The sequence below is a fragment of the Shewanella sp. SNU WT4 genome (assembly GCF_006494715.1).
GTDB lineage: Bacteria > Pseudomonadota > Gammaproteobacteria > Enterobacterales > Shewanellaceae > Shewanella.
In genome coordinates this window covers 3,450,349-3,468,765 of record NZ_CP041151.1, presented here as the reverse complement: position 1 = coordinate 3,468,765, position 18,417 = coordinate 3,450,349, and the positions used below count along the sequence as shown (strand labels likewise).

Below are 18,417 nucleotides of genomic sequence, written 5' to 3'. Positions count from 1 at the left end.
TGATTTAGTCGCGCTGTGATTTAAGGCATAATGCTACTAATGATAATTGCGTAAAATTGTTCATCAAAAAGGTCTGAGTGATGATAAAGCGCCAGCGTTCTGTGCAAGCAAGCATACTCGCGCTTTTAAGCCATTTTGGTTATTCGACTCGGCCAACAGTTCTAACTATTGTAGCTATGCAATGTTCAATCAATAAGGAAGCACAAGGTGACACAACAACGAGCGCAAACTGATGTCTGCATCATAGGTGGTGGAATGGTGGGCGCCGCGACGGCTGTCGGCTTGGCAAAACTTGGCCTATCGGTGGCGCTGGTGGAAAATCGTCGCCAAGAAGATTATGACCCAAGCCAACCCTTAGATGTGCGCGTATCCGCCATTAGCATGGCCTCAGTGCGGTTACTGCAATCGTTAGGCGCTATGGATGCCATTTTAGCTATGCGCCATGTGGCTTACACTGGGCTAGAAACTTGGGAAATGGAAGGTGCTGCCACGCGCTTTAGTGCCAGCCAAGTTAAGCTTGAGCAGTTAGGCTATATCCTTGAGAACCGTGTGGTTCAATTAGGTATTTGGCAGCAAATGGCCAATTATCCCAACCTTAATCTGTATTGCCCCGCGGCCGTGGCTAAATATCAGCGCCATGATAATGGGGTTAGTGTGCTACTCGATGATGGCACCAGTATTGATTGCCGCTTGTTAGTGGGTTGTGATGGTGCGAATTCGCATGTGCGCCAATGGGCGGGCATAGGTGTCAGTGGTTGGGATTATAGTCAAAGTGCCATGCTGATTAATATCGCGACCACAGAGGAGCTGCCCGCTATTACTTGGCAGCAATTTACGCCTGATGGCCCGCGCTCATTACTGCCGTTGCCAGATAAGCATGCTTCGCTAGTTTGGTATGATACGCCGCAGCGCATCGCGCAATTAATGCAGATGAATAATGCGGCGCTAAAAAGCGCGATTCAAACCCATTTCCCAGCGCGCCTTGCTACTGATTTTGAGATTGAAGCCAAGGGCAGTTTTCCGTTAACGCGCCGTCACGCCAGTTGTTATTACCAAGAAAATGTAGTGATCCTAGGCGATGCTGCCCACACTATTAATCCGCTGGCTGGCCAAGGGGTTAATTTAGGCTTTAAAGATGTGGCCGCGTTAATTGAGGTGATAGCTAAAGCGCAGCAAGCCGGCCATGATGTTGCCAGCACTAAAGTACTGAGTGACTATCAAAGCCTACGTTATCGCGACAATTTATTAATGATGACCACTATGGATGCCTTTTATGCCGGTTTCAGTAATCGAATCTTACCGCTTAAATTACTGCGCAACGCGGCGCTGCGCATCGCTGATAAGTCAGGGCCACTGAAAGATTGGGTGCTCAAATATGCGCTGGGCTTAGTCTAAGCTAATTGTAAATTTGTTGAGCAGTGTTAGCAGTGGTAGAATACTGGGCTTTATGTCTGAGTGGCAGCCAGATGGCATGCCGGATAGAGTAATAGTAGCGGTATGGATCAGATAAAATTGATTGTTGGCTTAGCCAACCCTGGCGCAGAATATGCGCAAACTCGCCATAACGCTGGCGCTTGGTATGTCCAAGAATTAGCTCGCATGGCGAATGTAAGTTTAGTGCCAGACTCTAAATATTTTGGAATGACGGCAAGAGTCATGTTGTTTGGTCGCGAGGTTCGTTTGTTGATCCCATCGACGTACATGAACTTAAGCGGTAAGTCTGTGTCCGCGCTGGCTAATTTCTTTCGAATTGAGCCAGAAGAGATACTAGTGGCCCACGATGAATTAGACATGCCTCCGGGGGTGGCCAAATTTAAGATAGGTGGCGGTCACGGTGGTCATAATGGCCTCAAAGACATAGTGGCTAAAATGGCCAACAATAATAATTTTTATCGCTTACGGATTGGCATTGGTCATCCTGGCGATAAAAACAAAGTGGCAGCTTATGTACTGAATAAAGCATCGAGTGACGATCAAGAAAAAATCTTGGCCGCGATTGATGAAGCCGTACGCTCCACTGAAATTGGATTTAAAGAAGATATGGTTAAGGCGCAACATAGACTGCATTCATTCAAAGCCGTCTAGTACTAGCCACCATGAATTTTGAACTTAAGCTGCTTTAGCTTAGGTTGTTACGTCAATAAAAAGGTATCGATATGGGTTTTAAATGTGGCATCGTTGGTTTGCCAAACGTAGGTAAGTCTACGCTGTTTAACGCACTGACAAAGGCTGGGATTGAAGCAGCAAACTTTCCTTTCTGTACCATTGAGCCTAATACCGGCGTAGTGCCAGTGCCGGATCCACGCTTAGATGCGTTAGCGGCCATTGTTAAACCTGAGCGTATTCTGCCTACCACGATGGAATTTGTGGATATTGCAGGTTTAGTGGCTGGCGCCTCTAAAGGTGAAGGCTTAGGCAATAAATTCTTAGCTAACATTCGTGAAACTGACGCTATTGGTCATGTGGTTCGTTGTTTTGATAACGACAACATTATTCACGTGGCTAACAAGATTGATCCTGCCAGCGATATCGAAGTCATTAACACCGAATTGGCCTTAGCCGACTTAGACAGTGTTGAGCGTGCGATTACTCGCCAGCAAAAACGCGCTAAGAGCGGTGACAAAGATGCTAAGTTCGAAGTTGAAGTGCTTGAGAAACTGCGTCCAGTATTAGATGAAGGCAAAATGCTGCGTTCATTACCGCTGGAAAAAGAAGAGTTGGAAGCCGTTGCTTATTTGAACCTGCTGACTATCAAGCCAACTATGTACATTGCTAACGTATCTGAAGACGGTTTTGAAAATAACCCGCATTTAGACGTAGTTATGGCCATTGCTGCCGCTGAGAATGCGGTAGTAGTACCAGTATGTGCAGCGATTGAATCTGAACTGGCGGAAATGGATGCTGAAGAGCGTGATGAGTTTATGGCTGACTTAGGCTTAGAAGAGCCAGGTCTTGATCGCGTGATCCGCGGTGGCTACTCATTACTTGATCTGCAAACTTACTTTACCGCGGGTGTAAAAGAAGTGCGCGCTTGGACTGTGCCAGTAGGTGCTTCTGCGCCACAAGCGGCTGGTGTTATTCACACTGACTTTGAACGCGGCTTTATTCGTGCTCAAGTAATGGCGTATAACGACTTTTTAGAGTTCAAAGGCGAGTCTGGCTGTAAAGAAGCCGGTAAATTGCGAGTGGAAGGTAAAACTTATATCGTTAAAGATGGCGACGTAATGCATTTCCTGTTCAATGTTTAATCAAGCAAACATTTGCAATTAAGTGAATTTAAGAGGAAAACATAGTTTCCCTCTTTTTTTTGGCCATCTAATGTTCAGTTTGCTGATGGAATGAGCAAACGATGCATTTGACGATATTATTCGTAAAAAAGCGGTTGACCTCCTTGGGTCGAATAAGCATAATACGCCCCGTTCCCTGATGAAGGGGACGCGGAAAATAAGATGGCTATGTAGCTCAGCTGGTTAGAGCACAGCACTCATAATGCTGGGGTCGCAGGTTCAAGTCCCGCTATAGCCACCATCTTCTCCAGATGTAAAAAAGAGATTGTTGAGCGGGAATGGTGAAATTGGTAGACACGCCAGATTTAGGTTCTGGTGCCGCAAGGTGTGAGAGTTCAAGTCTCTCTTCCCGTACCATTTAAGTTAAGTTAAGTTAAGTTAAGTTAGATGAGCAACAAACAGTTGGGGTATCGCCAAGCGGTAAGGCACCGGGTTTTGATCTCGGCATTCCAAGGTTCGAATCCTTGTACCCCAGCCAATTTTCCTCTTATTTCCAATGATTGGGGTATCGCCAAGCGGTAAGGCACCGGGTTTTGATCTCGGCATTCCAAGGTTCGAATCCTTGTACCCCAGCCAAGGCTATGTAGCTCAGTTGGTTAGAGCACAGCACTCATAATGCTGGGGTCGCAGGTTCAAATCCCGCCATAGCCACCATCTTTTATCAAGTTGATTGCTAATCGTCTTGAACAATTTATTGGGGTATCGCCAAGCGGTAAGGCACCGGGTTTTGATCTCGGCATTCCAAGGTTCGAATCCTTGTACCCCAGCCAAATTTAAAAAGCCCGTCTTAATAGACGGGCTTTTTGCTATCTAGAATAAATAAATATTAATCCCGAACTCAGCCATCAAGGCCAATAATGCGATAGTGATTACTATTGCTAATCGTGTATTCGGGTATAATTCAATCCTACACTTGAGTTGTTCGTTGCAATCTCATCTATTTACAATAAGGTTTTGTCCATGAAGCGGATCTTATCCATTCAATCTCATGTGGTATTTGGTTGTGCCGGCAATAGCAGCGCTGTGTTTCCTATGCGTCGTAACGGCATGGAAGTGTGGCCGATTAATACTGTCCAGTTTTCTAACCATACACAATATCAACAAGGTTTTAAGGGAATGGTAATGCCAGCAGGGCAAATTACCGAACTTGTGACTGGACTTGCTAATATTGATGCCTTGAGCCAATGTGATGCCTTATTAAGTGGCTATCTTGGTAGCGCCGAGCAAGGTGAAGAGATTTTAGCGGCTGTGGCTACGATTAAAGCCGCTAACCCAAATGCCCTCTATTTTTGCGATCCTGTCATGGGTCATCCTGAAAAAGGCTGTATTGTGGCCCCAGGGGTGATGGAATTCTTTAAGCAACGCGCGTTAGTTTGCGCTGACATGATAGCCCCCAACTTATTAGAATTAGAAACCTTGGCAGGTCATAGCATTAACGATCTTAATGGCGTTAAAGCTGCGACTAAGCAATTATTGGATACTGGCATTAAGTTAGTCCTAGTGAAGCACTTAAGCCGCGCAGGCAGCAGTGATGAGTTCCAAATGCTATTAAGCTGTGAGCAGGGTGATTTTATTATTTCACGCCCTCTGTATATGTTTGAGCGCCAACCTGTGGGCGTAGGTGATTTACTGAGTGGCTTGATGCTGAGTAACTTATTGCGTGGTTTTGATGCCGTGACCGCTTTTGAGCGCACTAATGCCGCGGTTGATAGCGTGTTGAAGCAGACCTTTGAGACTCAATCCTATGAGCTGCAATTGATTGCCAGCCAAGAACAAATTGCTGAGCCTGATGTGATTTATCGCGCAGTGGCTTGCTAAGGCAGACTAACTATAGCCATGCACTATTGCTATGAAGTATCGCGATGAGTTTTAGTGATGAACCGTGATGAACTATGTGCCATGGTTTAACATGCTCGCTGATCAACAAATAAACGCTGCTGCTGCAGCGTTTTTTATTTTGGGCTAACGAAAGACTATTTTGCCAGAAGCTTGGGTGCTAATCTGATAACAAGGACAAGCACTTGGAGCGGATAATGTTAGTGTATGGCGATTTGGCTTCTGGAAACTGTTACAAGGTAAAACTTATCTTGCAACTGTTAGCAATTGAGCATCAATGGCAAGCTGTGAATGTATTGGCGGGGCAGACGCATACGCCAAATTATTTAGCTATTAACCCTAACGGGAAAATTCCGGCATTAGTGTTAGATGATAAATGCGTGCTCTGTGAGTCTAATGCCATCTTGTTGTTTTTGGCCGCAGATAGCGCTTGGATCCCAACGGATAGGTTTGCTAAAGCTAAGATGTTCGAGTGGATGTTCTTTGAGCAGTACAGCCATGAGCCTTATATTGCGGTGGCACGATTCATTAAGCATTATCAGGGGTTACCACCAGCGCGCCGTGCTGAGTTCATTAGCTTACAGGCAGGTGGCAATAAGGCGCTAGCGATTATGGACGCGCAGCTTGCTAAAACCGCTTATTTAGTGGGGGATGATCCGAGTCTTGCTGACATCACTCTATTTGCCTATACCCATGTGGCGCATCAAGGTGGTTTTGATTTAAGCCTATACCCACATATTCAGCGCTGGTGTCAGCAGATATCATCCCTTGGCGGTTTTTATCCTATGCCGAGTAATGATTAAAGCGCAGGGGTTAATATAAGAATTTCAGCCATAAAAAAACGCACCCTAAGGTGCGTTTTGATTATCTTTGCGAATTAATGACGAAACATCGCAGAGATAGATTCTTCGTTGCTCACGCGGCGAATAGCTTCTGCTAATAAAGCTGACATGGTCAACTGAGTCACATTAGGCAATTTCTGCATTTCTTCAGATAATGGCACAGTGTCAGTGATGATCACTTCATCAATTACTGAATTTGCAATGTTCTCAGCGGCTTTGCCAGAGAAAACCGGGTGAGTTGCATAAGCAAATACACGATTAGCGCCATGCTGCTTTAATGCTTCAGCTGCTTTACACAGAGTGCCGCCTGTGTCGATCATGTCATCTACGATAATACAATCACGGCCTTGGACATCACCAATAATGTGCATAACTTGGGCAACGTTCGCTTGAGGGCGACGCTTGTCGATAATGGCCAAGTCAGAATCATCGAGCAATTTAGCAATAGCTCGCGCACGAACTACACCACCGATGTCAGGAGATACTACGACTGGGTTATCCAATTTACGGCTCAGCATGTCTTCCAGTAATACTGGGCTGCCAAACACGTTATCAACAGGAACATCGAAGAAGCCTTGAATTTGCTCAGCGTGCAAATCACAAGTTAATACTCTATCAACACCCACGCTCGATAAGAAGTCAGCAACAACTTTAGCGGTAATAGGAACACGTGCACTGCGTACACGACGGTCTTGACGTGCGTAACCAAAGTAAGGGATCACGGCTGTGATACGACCGGCCGAAGCACGGCGCAGAGCATCGACCATGACGATCAGCTCCATCAGGTTGTCATTGGTTGGAGCGCAAGTTGATTGGATGATGAAAACATCCGCTCCACGTACGTTCTCGTTGATTTGAACACTGATTTCACCATCGCTGAAACGGCCCACCACGGCGTCTCCAAGTTTGCAAAATAAACGATCGGCAATCTTTTTCGCGAGACTGGGGGTGGCATTCCCAGCAAAGAGCTTGATGTCGGGCACTGTAAGAACCTCAGGCGTTTGCTTAATATGTCGTGACTAAAGTGAACATCACTTTAGGTACATGGATTAGAGCGAATTTAGCATTTGCTCTAACGGCGAAATATTTTTTCCTTGAGCAACAAAACCGCGCCAGTGACTTGGCAGGTTAGCCAACGCCGCTTTAGCTTCTTGTTGCTGCTCGAATGACCCAAACACGCATGCGCCTGTTCCGGTCATTCTTGACGGCGCATATTCTAACAGCCAGCCTAAGGCATTGGCAACTTGAGGCTGCTGCCTTGAGACTAGCATCTCACAGTCATTACGCCATGGTGATGACATCAAGCTTGCTAATGTCATTTTTGGGGTGTTACGCACAAGTTGTGGATCTTGAAACACTGCGGCTGTCGACACATGGACATCGGGCGCGATAACTAGGTACCAAGCTTCAGTGGGGGAGACTGCTTGTAAATGCTCGCCTACGCCTTCGGCAAATGCGGCATAACCATTAATAAAAACAGGAACATCCGCGCCAAGACTTAAGCCAATGGCAGCGAGTTGCGCCTTAGATAACCCTGTGTGCCATAAGGCATTGAGCGCCACTAAAGTGGTAGCAGCATCCGATGAACCACCGCCTAAGCCGCCGCCCATAGGGATGTTTTTTTCTAATTCAATATGGGCGCCGCCGCGATAACCTGTGGCTAATTTCAATGATTTTGCTGCTTTGAGAATTAAGTTATCGCTATCTGCGACAACCTGATTCAATTCTGAGGCTAAGGTGACTTCATCATTGTCATGGAGCGTGATGGTTAGATAATCACAAAAGTCGATAAATTGAAACAAGGTTTGCAGTTCATGGTAACCATCGGCACGTTGATGATTAATATGCAAAAAAAGATTAAGTTTAGCCGGTGCCGGCCAGCGCAGTGAGGGCGCGCTTAGTGTCATTATGTATTCCTTGGGCTAACTTGCGGCTGCTAATTTTGATTGATTACATCCCATCAGCCGTTAATTCTTAATACCGTTTGTTGGTCGTCAAAGTAGCGCTGCTAGGGGCTAGAGGTTGCCAGCGATTGATTTGAATTTTAACTTGTATCGAGTCACTTTGCAGCAGGATTAAGCGTGGGACTTCGCTGCCACCTTGTTGCTGCCACTGCTGATAATTTATGGTCCATGCCTGTGCGCCTGTGGTTTTAGCTTGCGCTACGCGCCCTTGTTCATCACGGCTAATCACTTGCATATCATCTGTGACTTGCCCGGTAACCCACAGCGGCATTTGGGCAATAGGCAGTGCCCAGCCGGTTAAGGCTTGCAATAACTCTTCCCCATTAGTGCCTTCATAGGTTTCACCGTTAGTGGTTAAATTTGCAACTTTGGGGGTGATAGTTAACGCCAATAAACTTGTGCCTATGGGGCTAATAAGCTGAATATCGGTTAGTTGAGGTTGCTCAAGCCAATAGAGGGTACTGCTAACCTTATCATCAGGGGTACGGACTAAAATGTTGCCATTGAGTTGCCAAGCATAAGCCTCGGCGGCGCTCGGTACCGACACAGGCTGCAAACTTGGCGGTGGCGACAGGCTACAGCCACTTAAGCTAATCAGTAAAAACAGCAGCAACAGCTGCATTTTTGTGAGCAATTTCAAAATCTTTGTCCGCCATTAGCCAAGATATGTTCTTATGATACTGACGCCAGTCACAGAATACCAATACCGATAGGGGATTTTTGTTAAAACCCCCTTGATACAAAGGTTAATGATTGTCGATCACTTCTGGGTGCTAATTGGATTTTTGATTAAGAAGTTAGACCTTTATTCGGTTTTGTTACGCATATTCTGTTTTTAATTGCCTCGATTCAGTAGAATAGCCTAATGATAATGACGCCTAAGAGCCTGAAAATAGTCAGATGAGCCTAGTAGCAATAGGGATTAACCATAAAACGGCCACGGTAGATTTACGTGAGAAGGTGGCATTTGGTCCAGAGATCATTCATGACGCCATGAAGAGTCTCGCAAGTCGCAGTCAATCCGGTGAAGCCGTAATTATCTCCACCTGTAATCGAACTGAATTGTATTGCAATGCGGCCGAGTCCGCTGATGTCATCCATTGGTTAGAGCAATACCATGGCCTAAGTCATGACGACTTGATGCCATGCGTTTATCAGTTAAAGGGTCAACAAGTTGCGCGCCATTTAATGCGAGTCGCCTCTGGGCTGGATTCGCTGATTTTGGGCGAGCCGCAAATTTTAGGTCAAGTTAAACAATCATTTGCCAAGGCTAAAGAAGCCGGCACAGTGGCTTTGACCTTAGATAGATTATTTCAAACCACCTTTTCAGTGGCGAAAAAGGTCAGAACAGAAACTGATATTGGTGCCAATGCAGTGTCGGTCGCTTTTGCGGCCGTGAGTATGGCAAAGCATATCTTCTCATCATTAGCGCACACTAAAGTGCTGCTGATTGGTGCGGGTGAAACCATAGAGCTAGTGGCGCGTCACTTAAAAGATAATGGTGTTAGTTCAATGGTGGTGGCAAATCGCACGATTGAGCGCGCTCAAGCCATGTGTGAAGAGTTTAATGCCACGGCAATTACCTTGACACAGATCCCAGACTATCTACCTAAAGCCGATATCGTGATATCCTCTACCGCAAGTCCTCTACCTATCTTAGGTAAAGGCATGGTAGAAAAAGCGCTGAAGCAGCGACGTCATCAGCCAATGCTGCTGGTGGACATTGCCGTTCCCCGTGATATAGAGGCAGAAGTGGCCGATCTTGACGATGCCTTCCTCTATACGGTTGACGACCTGCAAAGCATCATCGAACAGAATATGGCCTCGCGTAAAGAGGCCGCAGAGCAAGCGGAAGTGATAGCCGAAGAACAGGCGCATCTGTTTATGGATTGGATCCGTTCACTGAGTTCAGTGGACAGTATTCGCCAATATCGGCAGCAGAGTTTAGCGGTTAAAGATGAATTATTAGAGCGTGCCATCAATAAACTGGCACAGGGGGCTAACAGCGAACAAGTGCTGTTGGAACTGGCCAATAAGCTCACTAACCGTTTAATCCATGCACCGACTCAGGCCTTAACCTCGGCCAGTCGTGCTGGGGATGTTAATACTCTGGCGCAACTTCGTTCCGCGCTTGGGCTGGATAAAGAGTAAGGTTTAAATTATTCAATGAAAGATTCCGTCATTCGCAAGCTTGAAGGCTTGCTCGAGCGCCACGAAGAAGTGCTGGCGCTGCTTAGTGATGCAAGCGTTATTAGCGATCAAGACAGATTTCGTGGTTTATCCCGCGAGTATGCCCAATTAGAAGATGTCGTGACCGGCTTTAAGGCGTATCAGCAAGCTCAGGCCGACTTAGACACAGCTAAAGAAATGTTGGCTGAAGACGATCCTGAAATTAAAGAAATGGCCGAAGACGAGATTAAAGACGCGAAAGCGACCTTAATCAGCTTGGAAGATGAATTACAAATTCTGTTGCTGCCAAAAGATCCTAATGATGATCGTAGCGCCTTCGTGGAAATTCGTGCTGGCGCCGGTGGTGATGAAGCGGCGATTTTCGCCGGTGACTTATTCCGTATGTATAGCCGTTACGCAGAAGCCAATCGCTGGCAAGTAGAAATCATGAACCTCAATGAAGGGGAACATGGTGGCTTTAAAGAAGTGATTGCCAAATTCAGTGGCGAGTCAGTTTACGGCAAACTTAAGTTTGAATCAGGCGGCCATCGTGTGCAGCGCGTACCTGAAACTGAATCTCAAGGTCGAGTTCATACCTCAGCCTGTACTGTGGTCGTTATGCCTGAAGTTCCAGAAGCAGAAGCGATTCAAATTAACTCTGCTGATTTAAAAGTTGATACTTTCCGTGCATCAGGCGCGGGTGGTCAGCACGTTAACAAAACCGATTCGGCGATTCGTATTACGCATATCCCAACCGGTACTATTGTTGAGTGTCAAGATCAGCGCTCGCAGCATAAAAACCGTGCTCAGGCCATGAGTGTACTGGCAGCGCGTCTGCAAGCGGCAGAAGATGAGAAGCGCCGTAGTGCTGAAGAATCAACTCGTCGTTCACTGGTAGCCAGTGGCGATCGCTCAGAGCGGATTCGTACTTATAACTTCCCACAAGGGCGAGTGAGTGATCATCGTATCAACTTAACCTTATATCGCTTAAATGAAGTGATGGAAGGGGCGTTAGACACCTTGATTGAACCTTTGATGCAAGAGCATCAAGCTGACTTGTTAGCTGCGTTGGCGGATGACCAGAACTAGAATGCAAGCGATTGAAACCATTCAACAAGCCCTTCGGAGGGCTTGTTTGCTTTTAAGCGATAGTAGCGACAGTGCGGCGTTAGATAGCGAAATTTTACTGCAATTTGTGCTGGCTAAAAACCGTACCTATTTGTTTACTTGGGGCGATAAAAGCCTAACGAGTAGTGAAGCGCTTAAGTTCCAGCAGCTGCTTGAATTGCGCCTGCAAGGCCATCCCATTGCTCATTTAATTGGTGAGCGTGAATTTTTCTCGCTGCCATTTAAAGTCAATGCGACGACTTTGATCCCGCGCCCGGATACCGAAGTGTTAGTGGAAACCGCTCTGGCGTTAGCTTTGCCAGCCAATGCTAAGGTGCTTGATTTAGGCACAGGCACAGGTGCTATTGCCTTAAGCTTGGCCCATGAGCAGCCGCAGTGGCAGGTGAGTGCGGTCGATAAAGTGGCAGCGGCAGTGGCGTTAGCGCGCGAAAACCAGCAAATGCTTGGCTTAAACCAAGTGGTCATTTGTCAGAGTGATTGGTTTAGTGCCATTAGCGGCCAGCACTTTGATCTAATCGTTTCTAACCCGCCTTATATAGATGAGGAAGATCATCATCTTAATCAAGGCGATGTGCGTTTTGAGCCATTAAGCGCCCTAACCGCGCCGGATAACGGTTATCGTGACTTGTTTCATATCGCTGACTTAAGTCGGCAATATCTGCTTAATGACGGTTACCTGTTGATGGAACACGGCTTTGAGCAAGGCGCAATCTTGCGCCAGCAGCTTAAAGATTTAGGTTATCAAGCGGTGCGCACTATTAAGGACTACGGCGACAATGAGCGCTGCACCTTAGCTCAGTGGGTTAATTGCGATTGATCTTGTAGCAATGGCGTTGGGGATACGGTTTGGCCTAGTGCTGGCTTTACGGTACACTAACGCCCTTGAATTTTTTGCCACAGGGACTCTATGCAAGCCTTCTACGATTTATATCCAGCAACCAAGCACTTACATCTTTTATTGATTGCACTCAGCGTATTATTTTTTGTGGTTCGTTTTGGTTTGCATATGGCAGACTCAAAGCAGCTTGATAAGAAATTTTTCAAAATTGCCCCCCATGTGATTGATACCTTCTTGCTCCTGTCTGGGGTCATCTTGTGTTTTATGATCAAACAATATCCTCTTGAAGCCCCATGGTTAACTGAAAAGTTAATGGCAGTCGCGGCTTATATCTTACTGGCTTATATGGCAATTAAGTCCAACCGCAATCGGGTGTTTAAAATCTTTGCCTTCTTAGGGGCGATTGGTTGGTTGATGTTTGCTGCTAAGTTAGCGGTATTAAAAACCACAGTATTAGTGTAACAGTGAGCAATATGTCTGTAGTTAATGACTCTTTACTCGAGGCAGAAGATGCCTTGAGTTCAATCTCTTTACCCGAAACGCCATTGGAGTTGTCTATCCACTTAGGCCTAACCCAAGGCGATAGTGCGCAGCAGGCGTGGTTTGAACTGGCAGGCTCGGTACTAAGCCATTACTTAGTGGATCAAGAACAACGATTTGCCGCCTTACTTAAGTGGTTCTATCAAGATTTAGGCTTTAGCGTGCGCGAAGATTATTACGGCGTGCAAGCGGCTGACTTGGCCACCTGTTTGCTTAGTCGTCAGGGCAATAGCACGACCTTATCTTGCTTATTACTCTTGCTCGCTAAGCAGTTAGATTTGCCGTTAGAAGTGGTATTGCTGCCAGGCCACAGCCTAGTGCAATGGCGCCATAATCAGCAAATTCACTATATCGACCCGTTAACCGGTCAATTTGTGGATAAACACTTTATGCACGCCATAGTGCGCGGTGAACTTGGCAATGCAGCGCCGCTGAAACCTAGTTATCTTAAAGCGGTAACAGTTAAGCGATTGTTAACGCGGATGTTGCATGAATTGAAAGCAGGCTGTATTTTGCAGGGGAAGTTTGAAGCGGCATTGGAATGTTGCAATTTATTGTTGCAGTGGCATCCTGACGACGCGCATTTAAACCGCGAACGAGCTTTTATTGCTCAGCAACTGGGATGTATCAGTTTAGCCGCGGCGGATCTGACGCACTTTATTGAACATAGTCCGCATGATCCTGTGATTGAACTGGTTAAGCTGCAACTTAAAGATTTAGTGGATAAACCCGAGGTCTATCACTGATTGGTTAAGTTTAGCTCCCAGTAATAATTATTATAAAAACTAGGGAGAGTTAACCATGCAAGTCGCGACGCAAAGCGCCTTGATCACCAATGATGCCGTAACCCTTGGCATATTAGCGGTGATTTTAGGCGCGGTGTTTTATACCAATGCCAGCCCCCACCCATTTTGGCGCAAATTCTATTCGTTTATCCCCGCGTTACTCTTATGTTATTTCTTACCGTCATTGCTCAATACCTTTGGCATTGTTGATGGCGATAGTTCATCGCTCTACTTTGTGGCCTCGCGTTACTTATTGCCTGCCTGTTTAGTGCTGCTTATTTTAAGTGTTGATTTAAAAGCAATTATTGGTCTTGGCCCCAAAGCTATCATAATGTTTCTAACCGGCACCTTAGGGATAGTCATAGGCGGGCCGATTGCCTTGCTGGTGATGTCATATTTTGATCCTAGTCTCACAGCGAATATGGGCCCTGAGTCGGTATGGCGCGGCATGACGACTCTGGCAGGCAGTTGGATTGGTGGCAGTGCCAATCAAGCCGCCATGAAGGAAGTCTATGATGTGGGCGGTGAAATCTTCTCAGTGATGGTGACAGTGGATGTGATAGTCGCCAATATCTGGATGGCGGTGTTGCTCTATTTAGCCTCGCGCGCTAAGCAAATTGATGCGCGTACTGGCGCTGACACCCGCGCCATTGAGGCCTTGCAGCGCAACGTCGAGAAATATCAGGCTGAGAATTCCCGCATTCCAAACCTTACAGATTTAATGCTGATAGTGGCGGTAGGCTTTGGGGTGACTGGGTTCTCGCATTTTGCGGCGGATTTGTTGGGGCCATTTTTTACTGAGCACTACCCTTGGACCGAGCAATACAGTTTAACCTCTAAGTTTTTCTGGGTAGTAGTGATAGTGACTACCATTGGCTTAGCTATGTCGTTCACGCCGGCGCGCCACTTAGAGGCGGCAGGCGCTTCTAAAGTGGCCTCTGCTTATCTGTATATCTTGGTGGCAACCATAGGCTTACATATGGACGTGACCCGGATTTTAGATACGCCGATTTACTTTATGATTGGGGTTATCTGGATGTTAGTGCATGGCGGCTTAATGTTAGTGGTGGCCAAACTCATTAAAGCGCCACTCTTTTATGTGGCAGTGGGCAGTCAGGCCAATATTGGCGGCGCGGCGTCTGCGCCTGTAGTGGCGGCGGCGTTCCATCCGGCTTTAGCTCCGGTTGGGGTATTACTGGCCGTGCTTGGCTATGCCCTCGGAACCTATATGGCTTGGTTCAGTGGCCAGATAATGCAATTATTCGTGCAATAGTGCTCATGCCGCTGCGCTTTATGTGATATTAAATAAGCCCATACTTGATGGGCTTATTACTACTTAGAGTTATGTGAATACACTAACGCGGGCTTAGTCACTGCCGCTTAGGCGTAATTGAGGTTATAATCCAGCCTTACCTAAGAGGCTCGATACCAAGGCGGTGTCGGCGAATAAGAGAGACCTTGTGATGATCCAGAAAACCATCCAACTCGGTGCCATTGAAGTGGCCAACGATAAACCATTCGTGCTGTTTGGTGGCATGAACGTGCTTGAGTCACGAGATTTAGCGATGAAAATTGCTGAACATTATGCCGAAGTGACCAGCAAACTCGGTATTCCTTATGTATTTAAGGCCTCATTTGATAAGGCTAACCGTTCATCAATCAATTCTTACCGTGGCCCTGGCATGGAAGAAGGCTTAAAGATTTTTGAAGAAATTAAACGCACCTTTAATCTGCCAATCATCACCGACGTGCATGAAGTGTATCAGTGTGCACCGGTTGCTGAAGTGGTGGATGTTATCCAGTTGCCAGCCTTCTTAGCTCGTCAAACCGATTTAGTAGTGGCTATGGCTCAAACTGGCGCTGTCATCAATGTGAAAAAACCGCAGTTTTTAGCGCCCCACGAAATGCGTCACATCATTAAGAAGTTTAATGAAGCCGGCAATGATGAAATCATGCTGTGTGAGCGCGGTAGCAGCTTTGGTTATAACAATTTAGTCGTCGATATGTTAGGTATGGATGACATGAAGAACACTGGCTACCCAGTAATTTTTGATGCCACCCACGCTCTGCAGCGCCCAGGTGGACGTGAAGATTCTGCCGGCGGTCGCCGCGCCCAGGCCACTGAGTTGGCCCGTAGTGGTATGGCCTTAGGCTTAGCGGGATTATTCATTGAAGCGCACCCAGATCCAGACAATGCTAAGTGTGATGGCCCATGCGCCTTGCCTTTACATCAGTTAGAAGCCTATTTGACGCAAATGAAGGCGGTTGATGATTTAGTGAAATCATTTGCCCCGATTGATACCAGCAAGTAATAACAGCTTTTATTCATTAAACGCCCGGATTTCCGGGCGTTTTTGTTTCGAATATGCGAGAAATTATGGCTATCACACCATTAGAGAGTAAAGTTAAGCAAGCGTTAATAGCAAGCTTGCAAACCTATATAGAAGATGAGCTTAATCAAGATATTGGTCAGTTTGAGGCCGAGTTCTTACTGGATTTTATTACCGAAAAGGTAAGCGCTCATTGGTACAATCAAGGCTTGCAAGATGCGCGTGTGTTAATGCATTCAACCCTATTAAGCTGCCTAGATGATATTGAAGAAGCCGTGGATGCGCAGCAAATGAAGCTGGGCTAAGGCTGATTTGCACTTTTAGGCTCTGCGGGTGTTGCATGCCAGTGTATATATGTCTTTTAACAGGATGAGTCACAGAGGTTGAACATGACAGTTGAGCATTTGATTGATAAACAGCAGTTTGTGTGGGATCAGCAAGGCATTGAAGCGGTTCTGGATTATCAGCTGCAAGGCAAGAGCGTTAATTTTAGTCGCACCTTTGTACCAGAAGCGCTGCGCGGTCAAGGCATAGCCGAGAAGCTAGTGCGCACCGGGCTTACTTGGGCTAAGCAAGAAGGTTATGAGATTGAAGCTAGCTGCTGGTACGTGCAGAAGTTTTTAAAGTAATAGCTGCGCGTTAATGCGCTTGGCGCTGCAAAATGGCTGCAAGTAATTGCTGATTTTGTGGCGCTTCCAGTTGATGGGCTTGGGCTCTAGCCACTATATAGCCATTAATGGCGGCTATTTCGGTTTGTCGCCCGAGCGCCATATCTTGCTGCATGGATGAGTAATTGTTGGCGGTTAAGGCAATCACAGAATATACCCGAGCGAGTAACTCAGCATAATTTAGCGCGACCCCATCAGCTGCCGCTACTTGCACTAATTCAGTCACCACAGCGGTAATCATGCCAGTAAAGCGCGCATCACTTAGCTCACCATTGCGGCAGTTATGAAGGGCAGTTAATGGGTTAATGGCAGCATTGACAGCAAGTTTTTGCCATAAGGCATTGATGATATCGGTTTGCCACTGACACTCTGGGATAGCAGAGCTAAATCCTTGCTGCAAACTTGCGCTGATAGGTAAGCCTGCGTTAATAGCGGGCGCGCTGGCTTGTCCCCACTGGGTTACCCCAGTGCCTGTGTGCGCAATGGTATAATCATTTATACGCATGGCGCCTTGCGATGTGGTACCAAGCAATAAGCCAAGGGGTTGAGGCTGCGCGCTTAAATGCGCTTTTAGCGCTAAATGGGGGCCAAGGCCATTGTGTAATAACAGTATTTGGCAATTAGGCGCTAATTTTGGCAGTAGCGGCACTATGGCGCTAAGCACTTGATGAGCCTTAACTGTGACTATGACTAACTGAATGGTCGCAAGCTCTGCCTTAGTAGCATTTGCAAGGCTCAAGCCTTGATGATGGCTGTGATGAGACACGCCTTGGCGGTCAATAAAGGTTAATTGCGTTGGAATCGCGCTTTGGGCTTTGGGCCACAGCAGTAAGCACTTATGTTGATGGAGATTGAGTTGATGCCGATTAAGTTGGTACTGATTGAGTTGATGATAAATTAATTGACCAATAGCCCCAGGGCCGACAATGGCGATATGAGCTGGGGCTAAGGACATTAGGATTCAATACTTTTTGGTGCGGGGCTAAATAACTGATAGAGCCAGAGCGATAAGTAAAATAAGACAACGCCTGACATATCGGCTATCCAGTCACCAAATTCGGCGCTGCGATAGGGTAAATAGGATTGCACTATTTCAATCAATAAGGCATAGCCTGCCATTATCATCAACAGAATTGGCCACTTAGGTTTGAAAGCCAAATAGGTTAATAAAGACAAACAAAAGAAACCGCTTAAGTGACCGATTTTATCGAGATGAGGCACTGATGGCGAATAGTTAGGGCGAGAAAACACCAGATAGCTAATCACTAATACGGCAAGTAATAACGCGAATTTGAAAATAATACGTTTAACTATCACGGCATAACATCGTTAACTAATTGAACGCACATCATATGCAAATAGCTCGATTCTGTCACCTCTGGTGTTGAAATTATCCAAGATCTTAGGTTTTACCTTCACCTTGAGGCGGATGGCAGTTAAAATTATCTTCTTGAGTTTTTGATGGTAGGAAAATGAATTATGCCTTCTTTTGATATTGTTTCTGAAGTTGATGAAGTCGAACTGCGTAATGCGGTTGCTAACTGTAAGCGTGAACTGGATTCTCGTTTCGATTTTCGTGGCGTTGAGTGCGAAGTAGAATATAAAGATAATCAGGTGAGCTTACGCTCTGAGTCTGATTTCCAATGTAATCAGATGGTTGATGTACTGCGCGGCTCGTTAAGCAAGCGTAATGTTGACCCTGCGGCCATGGAAGTGGAAGACAAAGCCATTCACTCTGGCAAGTTTTTCACCCTGAAAGTGAAATTCAAGCAAGGCATAGATACTGAAACCGCCAAAAAGTTGGTGAAAGAAATTAAGAACAGTAAGCTTAAAGTCGTGGCCGCGATTCAAGGCGAATCAGTGCGTATTACCGCTAAAAAGCGTGATGACTTACAAGCGGTAATGGCGTTAGCGCGTAATTCTGAGCTGGGGCAACCGTTCCAGTTCAACAACTTCCGTGATTAATGATTAGCGTTTCTGCCAGTAACCAAGGCTAACCTTGGTTCACTGCACTTAATGACGGCCCATTG

The 18,417-nt window shown here is 46.3% G+C and carries 20 protein-coding genes and 6 tRNA genes; 21 read left to right on the top strand and 5 right to left on the bottom strand.

Annotation, left to right across the window (positions count from 1 at the left end; translation table 11 throughout):
• The first annotated feature begins 207 nt into the window (after positions 1 to 207).
• From FJQ87_RS15710 to FJQ87_RS15660, 11 genes are all read left to right on the top strand, one after another.
• Positions 208 to 1,395, top strand: coding sequence for an FAD-dependent oxidoreductase (locus tag FJQ87_RS15710; RefSeq protein WP_140933420.1), 1,188 nt, complete (start codon positions 208 to 210; stop codon positions 1,393 to 1,395).
• 102 nt (positions 1,396 to 1,497) lie between these two features.
• Entirely contained in the window at positions 1,498 to 2,085 is a 588-nt protein-coding gene (gene pth / locus FJQ87_RS15705) for an aminoacyl-tRNA hydrolase (protein WP_140933419.1), read from the top strand.
• A gap of 71 nt (positions 2,086 to 2,156) precedes the next feature.
• Positions 2,157 to 3,248, top strand: a complete 1,092-nt coding sequence (gene ychF, locus FJQ87_RS15700; protein ID WP_140933418.1) for a redox-regulated ATPase YchF — start codon at positions 2,157 to 2,159, stop codon at positions 3,246 to 3,248.
• A gap of 203 nt (positions 3,249 to 3,451) precedes the next feature.
• Positions 3,452 to 3,528, top strand: a tRNA-Met gene (locus FJQ87_RS15695).
• Between the two features lie 31 nt (positions 3,529 to 3,559).
• A tRNA-Leu gene (locus tag FJQ87_RS15690) sits at positions 3,560 to 3,644 on the top strand.
• Between the two features lie 46 nt (positions 3,645 to 3,690).
• A tRNA-Gln gene (locus tag FJQ87_RS15685) sits at positions 3,691 to 3,765 on the top strand.
• A gap of 23 nt (positions 3,766 to 3,788) precedes the next feature.
• Positions 3,789 to 3,863 (top strand) — tRNA-Gln (locus FJQ87_RS15680).
• 1 nt (position 3,864) lies between these two features.
• Positions 3,865 to 3,941 (top strand) — tRNA-Met (locus tag FJQ87_RS15675).
• Between the two features lie 41 nt (positions 3,942 to 3,982).
• Positions 3,983 to 4,057: transfer RNA gene (locus FJQ87_RS15670), tRNA-Gln, on the top strand.
• 190 nt (positions 4,058 to 4,247) lie between these two features.
• Positions 4,248 to 5,105 carry a pyridoxal kinase PdxY gene (gene pdxY / locus FJQ87_RS15665; protein WP_140933417.1) on the top strand — a complete coding sequence of 286 codons (858 nt, stop codon included), beginning with the start codon at positions 4,248 to 4,250 and terminating at the stop codon, positions 5,103 to 5,105.
• 215 nt (positions 5,106 to 5,320) lie between these two features.
• A complete protein-coding gene (locus tag FJQ87_RS15660) occupies positions 5,321 to 5,926 on the top strand; it encodes a glutathione S-transferase family protein (RefSeq protein ID WP_140933416.1) in 606 nt (201 codons plus the stop codon).
• Between the two features lie 74 nt (positions 5,927 to 6,000).
• Here the strand turns inward: FJQ87_RS15660 and FJQ87_RS15655 are convergent, their stop codons facing one another.
• The 3 genes from FJQ87_RS15655 to lolB all read right to left on the bottom strand — a co-directional run bounded on the left by FJQ87_RS15655 (position 6,001) and on the right by lolB (position 8,569).
• Positions 6,001 to 6,948: a ribose-phosphate pyrophosphokinase gene (locus tag FJQ87_RS15655; RefSeq protein ID WP_140933415.1), complete on the bottom strand. Its 948-nt coding sequence runs from the start codon at positions 6,946 to 6,948 to the stop codon at positions 6,001 to 6,003.
• A 66-nt stretch (positions 6,949 to 7,014) separates the two neighbouring features.
• The gene (gene ispE / locus FJQ87_RS15650) at positions 7,015 to 7,872 is read right to left on the bottom strand and encodes a 4-(cytidine 5'-diphospho)-2-C-methyl-D-erythritol kinase (protein ID WP_140933414.1); all 858 of its coding nucleotides are present in this window, start codon (positions 7,870 to 7,872) and stop codon (positions 7,015 to 7,017) included.
• A gap of 67 nt (positions 7,873 to 7,939) precedes the next feature.
• On the bottom strand, positions 7,940 to 8,569 hold the full coding sequence (lolB, locus tag FJQ87_RS15645) for a lipoprotein insertase outer membrane protein LolB (protein WP_168195212.1): 630 nt from the start codon (positions 8,567 to 8,569) through the stop codon (positions 7,940 to 7,942).
• 260 nt (positions 8,570 to 8,829) lie between these two features.
• On the opposite strand from lolB, the gene hemA reads away from it, so the two are divergent.
• The 9 genes from hemA (at position 8,830) to FJQ87_RS15600 (ending at position 16,348) form a co-directional block, all read left to right on the top strand.
• Positions 8,830 to 10,080: a glutamyl-tRNA reductase gene (gene hemA / locus FJQ87_RS15640; protein WP_140933412.1), complete on the top strand. Its 1,251-nt coding sequence runs from the start codon at positions 8,830 to 8,832 to the stop codon at positions 10,078 to 10,080.
• A 15-nt stretch (positions 10,081 to 10,095) separates the two neighbouring features.
• Positions 10,096 to 11,187 (top strand): peptide chain release factor 1, encoded by a 1,092-nt coding sequence (gene prfA / locus FJQ87_RS15635; RefSeq protein ID WP_140933411.1) that lies wholly within the window; start codon positions 10,096 to 10,098, stop codon positions 11,185 to 11,187.
• Position 11,188: 1 nt separating this feature from the next.
• Positions 11,189 to 12,043, top strand: coding sequence for a peptide chain release factor N(5)-glutamine methyltransferase (prmC, locus tag FJQ87_RS15630; protein ID WP_140934157.1), 855 nt, complete (start codon positions 11,189 to 11,191; stop codon positions 12,041 to 12,043).
• A 90-nt stretch (positions 12,044 to 12,133) separates the two neighbouring features.
• The gene (locus tag FJQ87_RS15625; RefSeq protein WP_140933410.1) at positions 12,134 to 12,526 is read left to right on the top strand and encodes a SirB2 family protein; all 393 of its coding nucleotides are present in this window, start codon (positions 12,134 to 12,136) and stop codon (positions 12,524 to 12,526) included.
• An 11-nt stretch (positions 12,527 to 12,537) separates the two neighbouring features.
• Positions 12,538 to 13,350 carry a tetratricopeptide repeat protein gene (locus tag FJQ87_RS15620; protein WP_140933409.1) on the top strand — a complete coding sequence of 271 codons (813 nt, stop codon included), beginning with the start codon at positions 12,538 to 12,540 and terminating at the stop codon, positions 13,348 to 13,350.
• 55 nt (positions 13,351 to 13,405) lie between these two features.
• Positions 13,406 to 14,662 carry a DUF819 family protein gene (locus tag FJQ87_RS15615; RefSeq protein ID WP_140933408.1) on the top strand — a complete coding sequence of 419 codons (1,257 nt, stop codon included), beginning with the start codon at positions 13,406 to 13,408 and terminating at the stop codon, positions 14,660 to 14,662.
• A gap of 190 nt (positions 14,663 to 14,852) precedes the next feature.
• Complete coding sequence (gene kdsA, locus FJQ87_RS15610) at positions 14,853 to 15,701, top strand: 3-deoxy-8-phosphooctulonate synthase (RefSeq protein ID WP_140933407.1); 849 nt, start codon at positions 14,853 to 14,855, stop codon at positions 15,699 to 15,701.
• Positions 15,702 to 15,766: 65 nt separating this feature from the next.
• The gene (locus FJQ87_RS15605; RefSeq protein WP_168195211.1) at positions 15,767 to 16,024 is read left to right on the top strand and encodes a DUF2164 domain-containing protein; all 258 of its coding nucleotides are present in this window, start codon (positions 15,767 to 15,769) and stop codon (positions 16,022 to 16,024) included.
• 84 nt (positions 16,025 to 16,108) lie between these two features.
• Positions 16,109 to 16,348 carry a GNAT family N-acetyltransferase gene (locus FJQ87_RS15600; protein ID WP_140933405.1) on the top strand — a complete coding sequence of 80 codons (240 nt, stop codon included), beginning with the start codon at positions 16,109 to 16,111 and terminating at the stop codon, positions 16,346 to 16,348.
• 10 nt (positions 16,349 to 16,358) lie between these two features.
• On the opposite strand, the gene FJQ87_RS15595 is transcribed toward FJQ87_RS15600, so the two are convergent.
• Entirely contained in the window at positions 16,359 to 17,342 is a 984-nt protein-coding gene (locus tag FJQ87_RS15595; RefSeq protein WP_140933404.1) for a 2-dehydropantoate 2-reductase, read from the bottom strand.
• Positions 17,342 to 17,704: a VanZ family protein gene (locus tag FJQ87_RS15590; RefSeq protein ID WP_140933403.1), complete on the bottom strand. Its 363-nt coding sequence runs from the start codon at positions 17,702 to 17,704 to the stop codon at positions 17,342 to 17,344. The genes FJQ87_RS15595 and FJQ87_RS15590 overlap by 1 nt, the downstream gene beginning before the upstream one ends.
• Before the next feature lie 162 nt (positions 17,705 to 17,866).
• On the opposite strand from FJQ87_RS15590, the gene FJQ87_RS15585 reads away from it, so the two are divergent.
• Positions 17,867 to 18,352, top strand: coding sequence for a YajQ family cyclic di-GMP-binding protein (locus FJQ87_RS15585; protein WP_140933402.1), 486 nt, complete (start codon positions 17,867 to 17,869; stop codon positions 18,350 to 18,352).
• Positions 18,353 to 18,417: the final 65 nt, after the last annotated feature.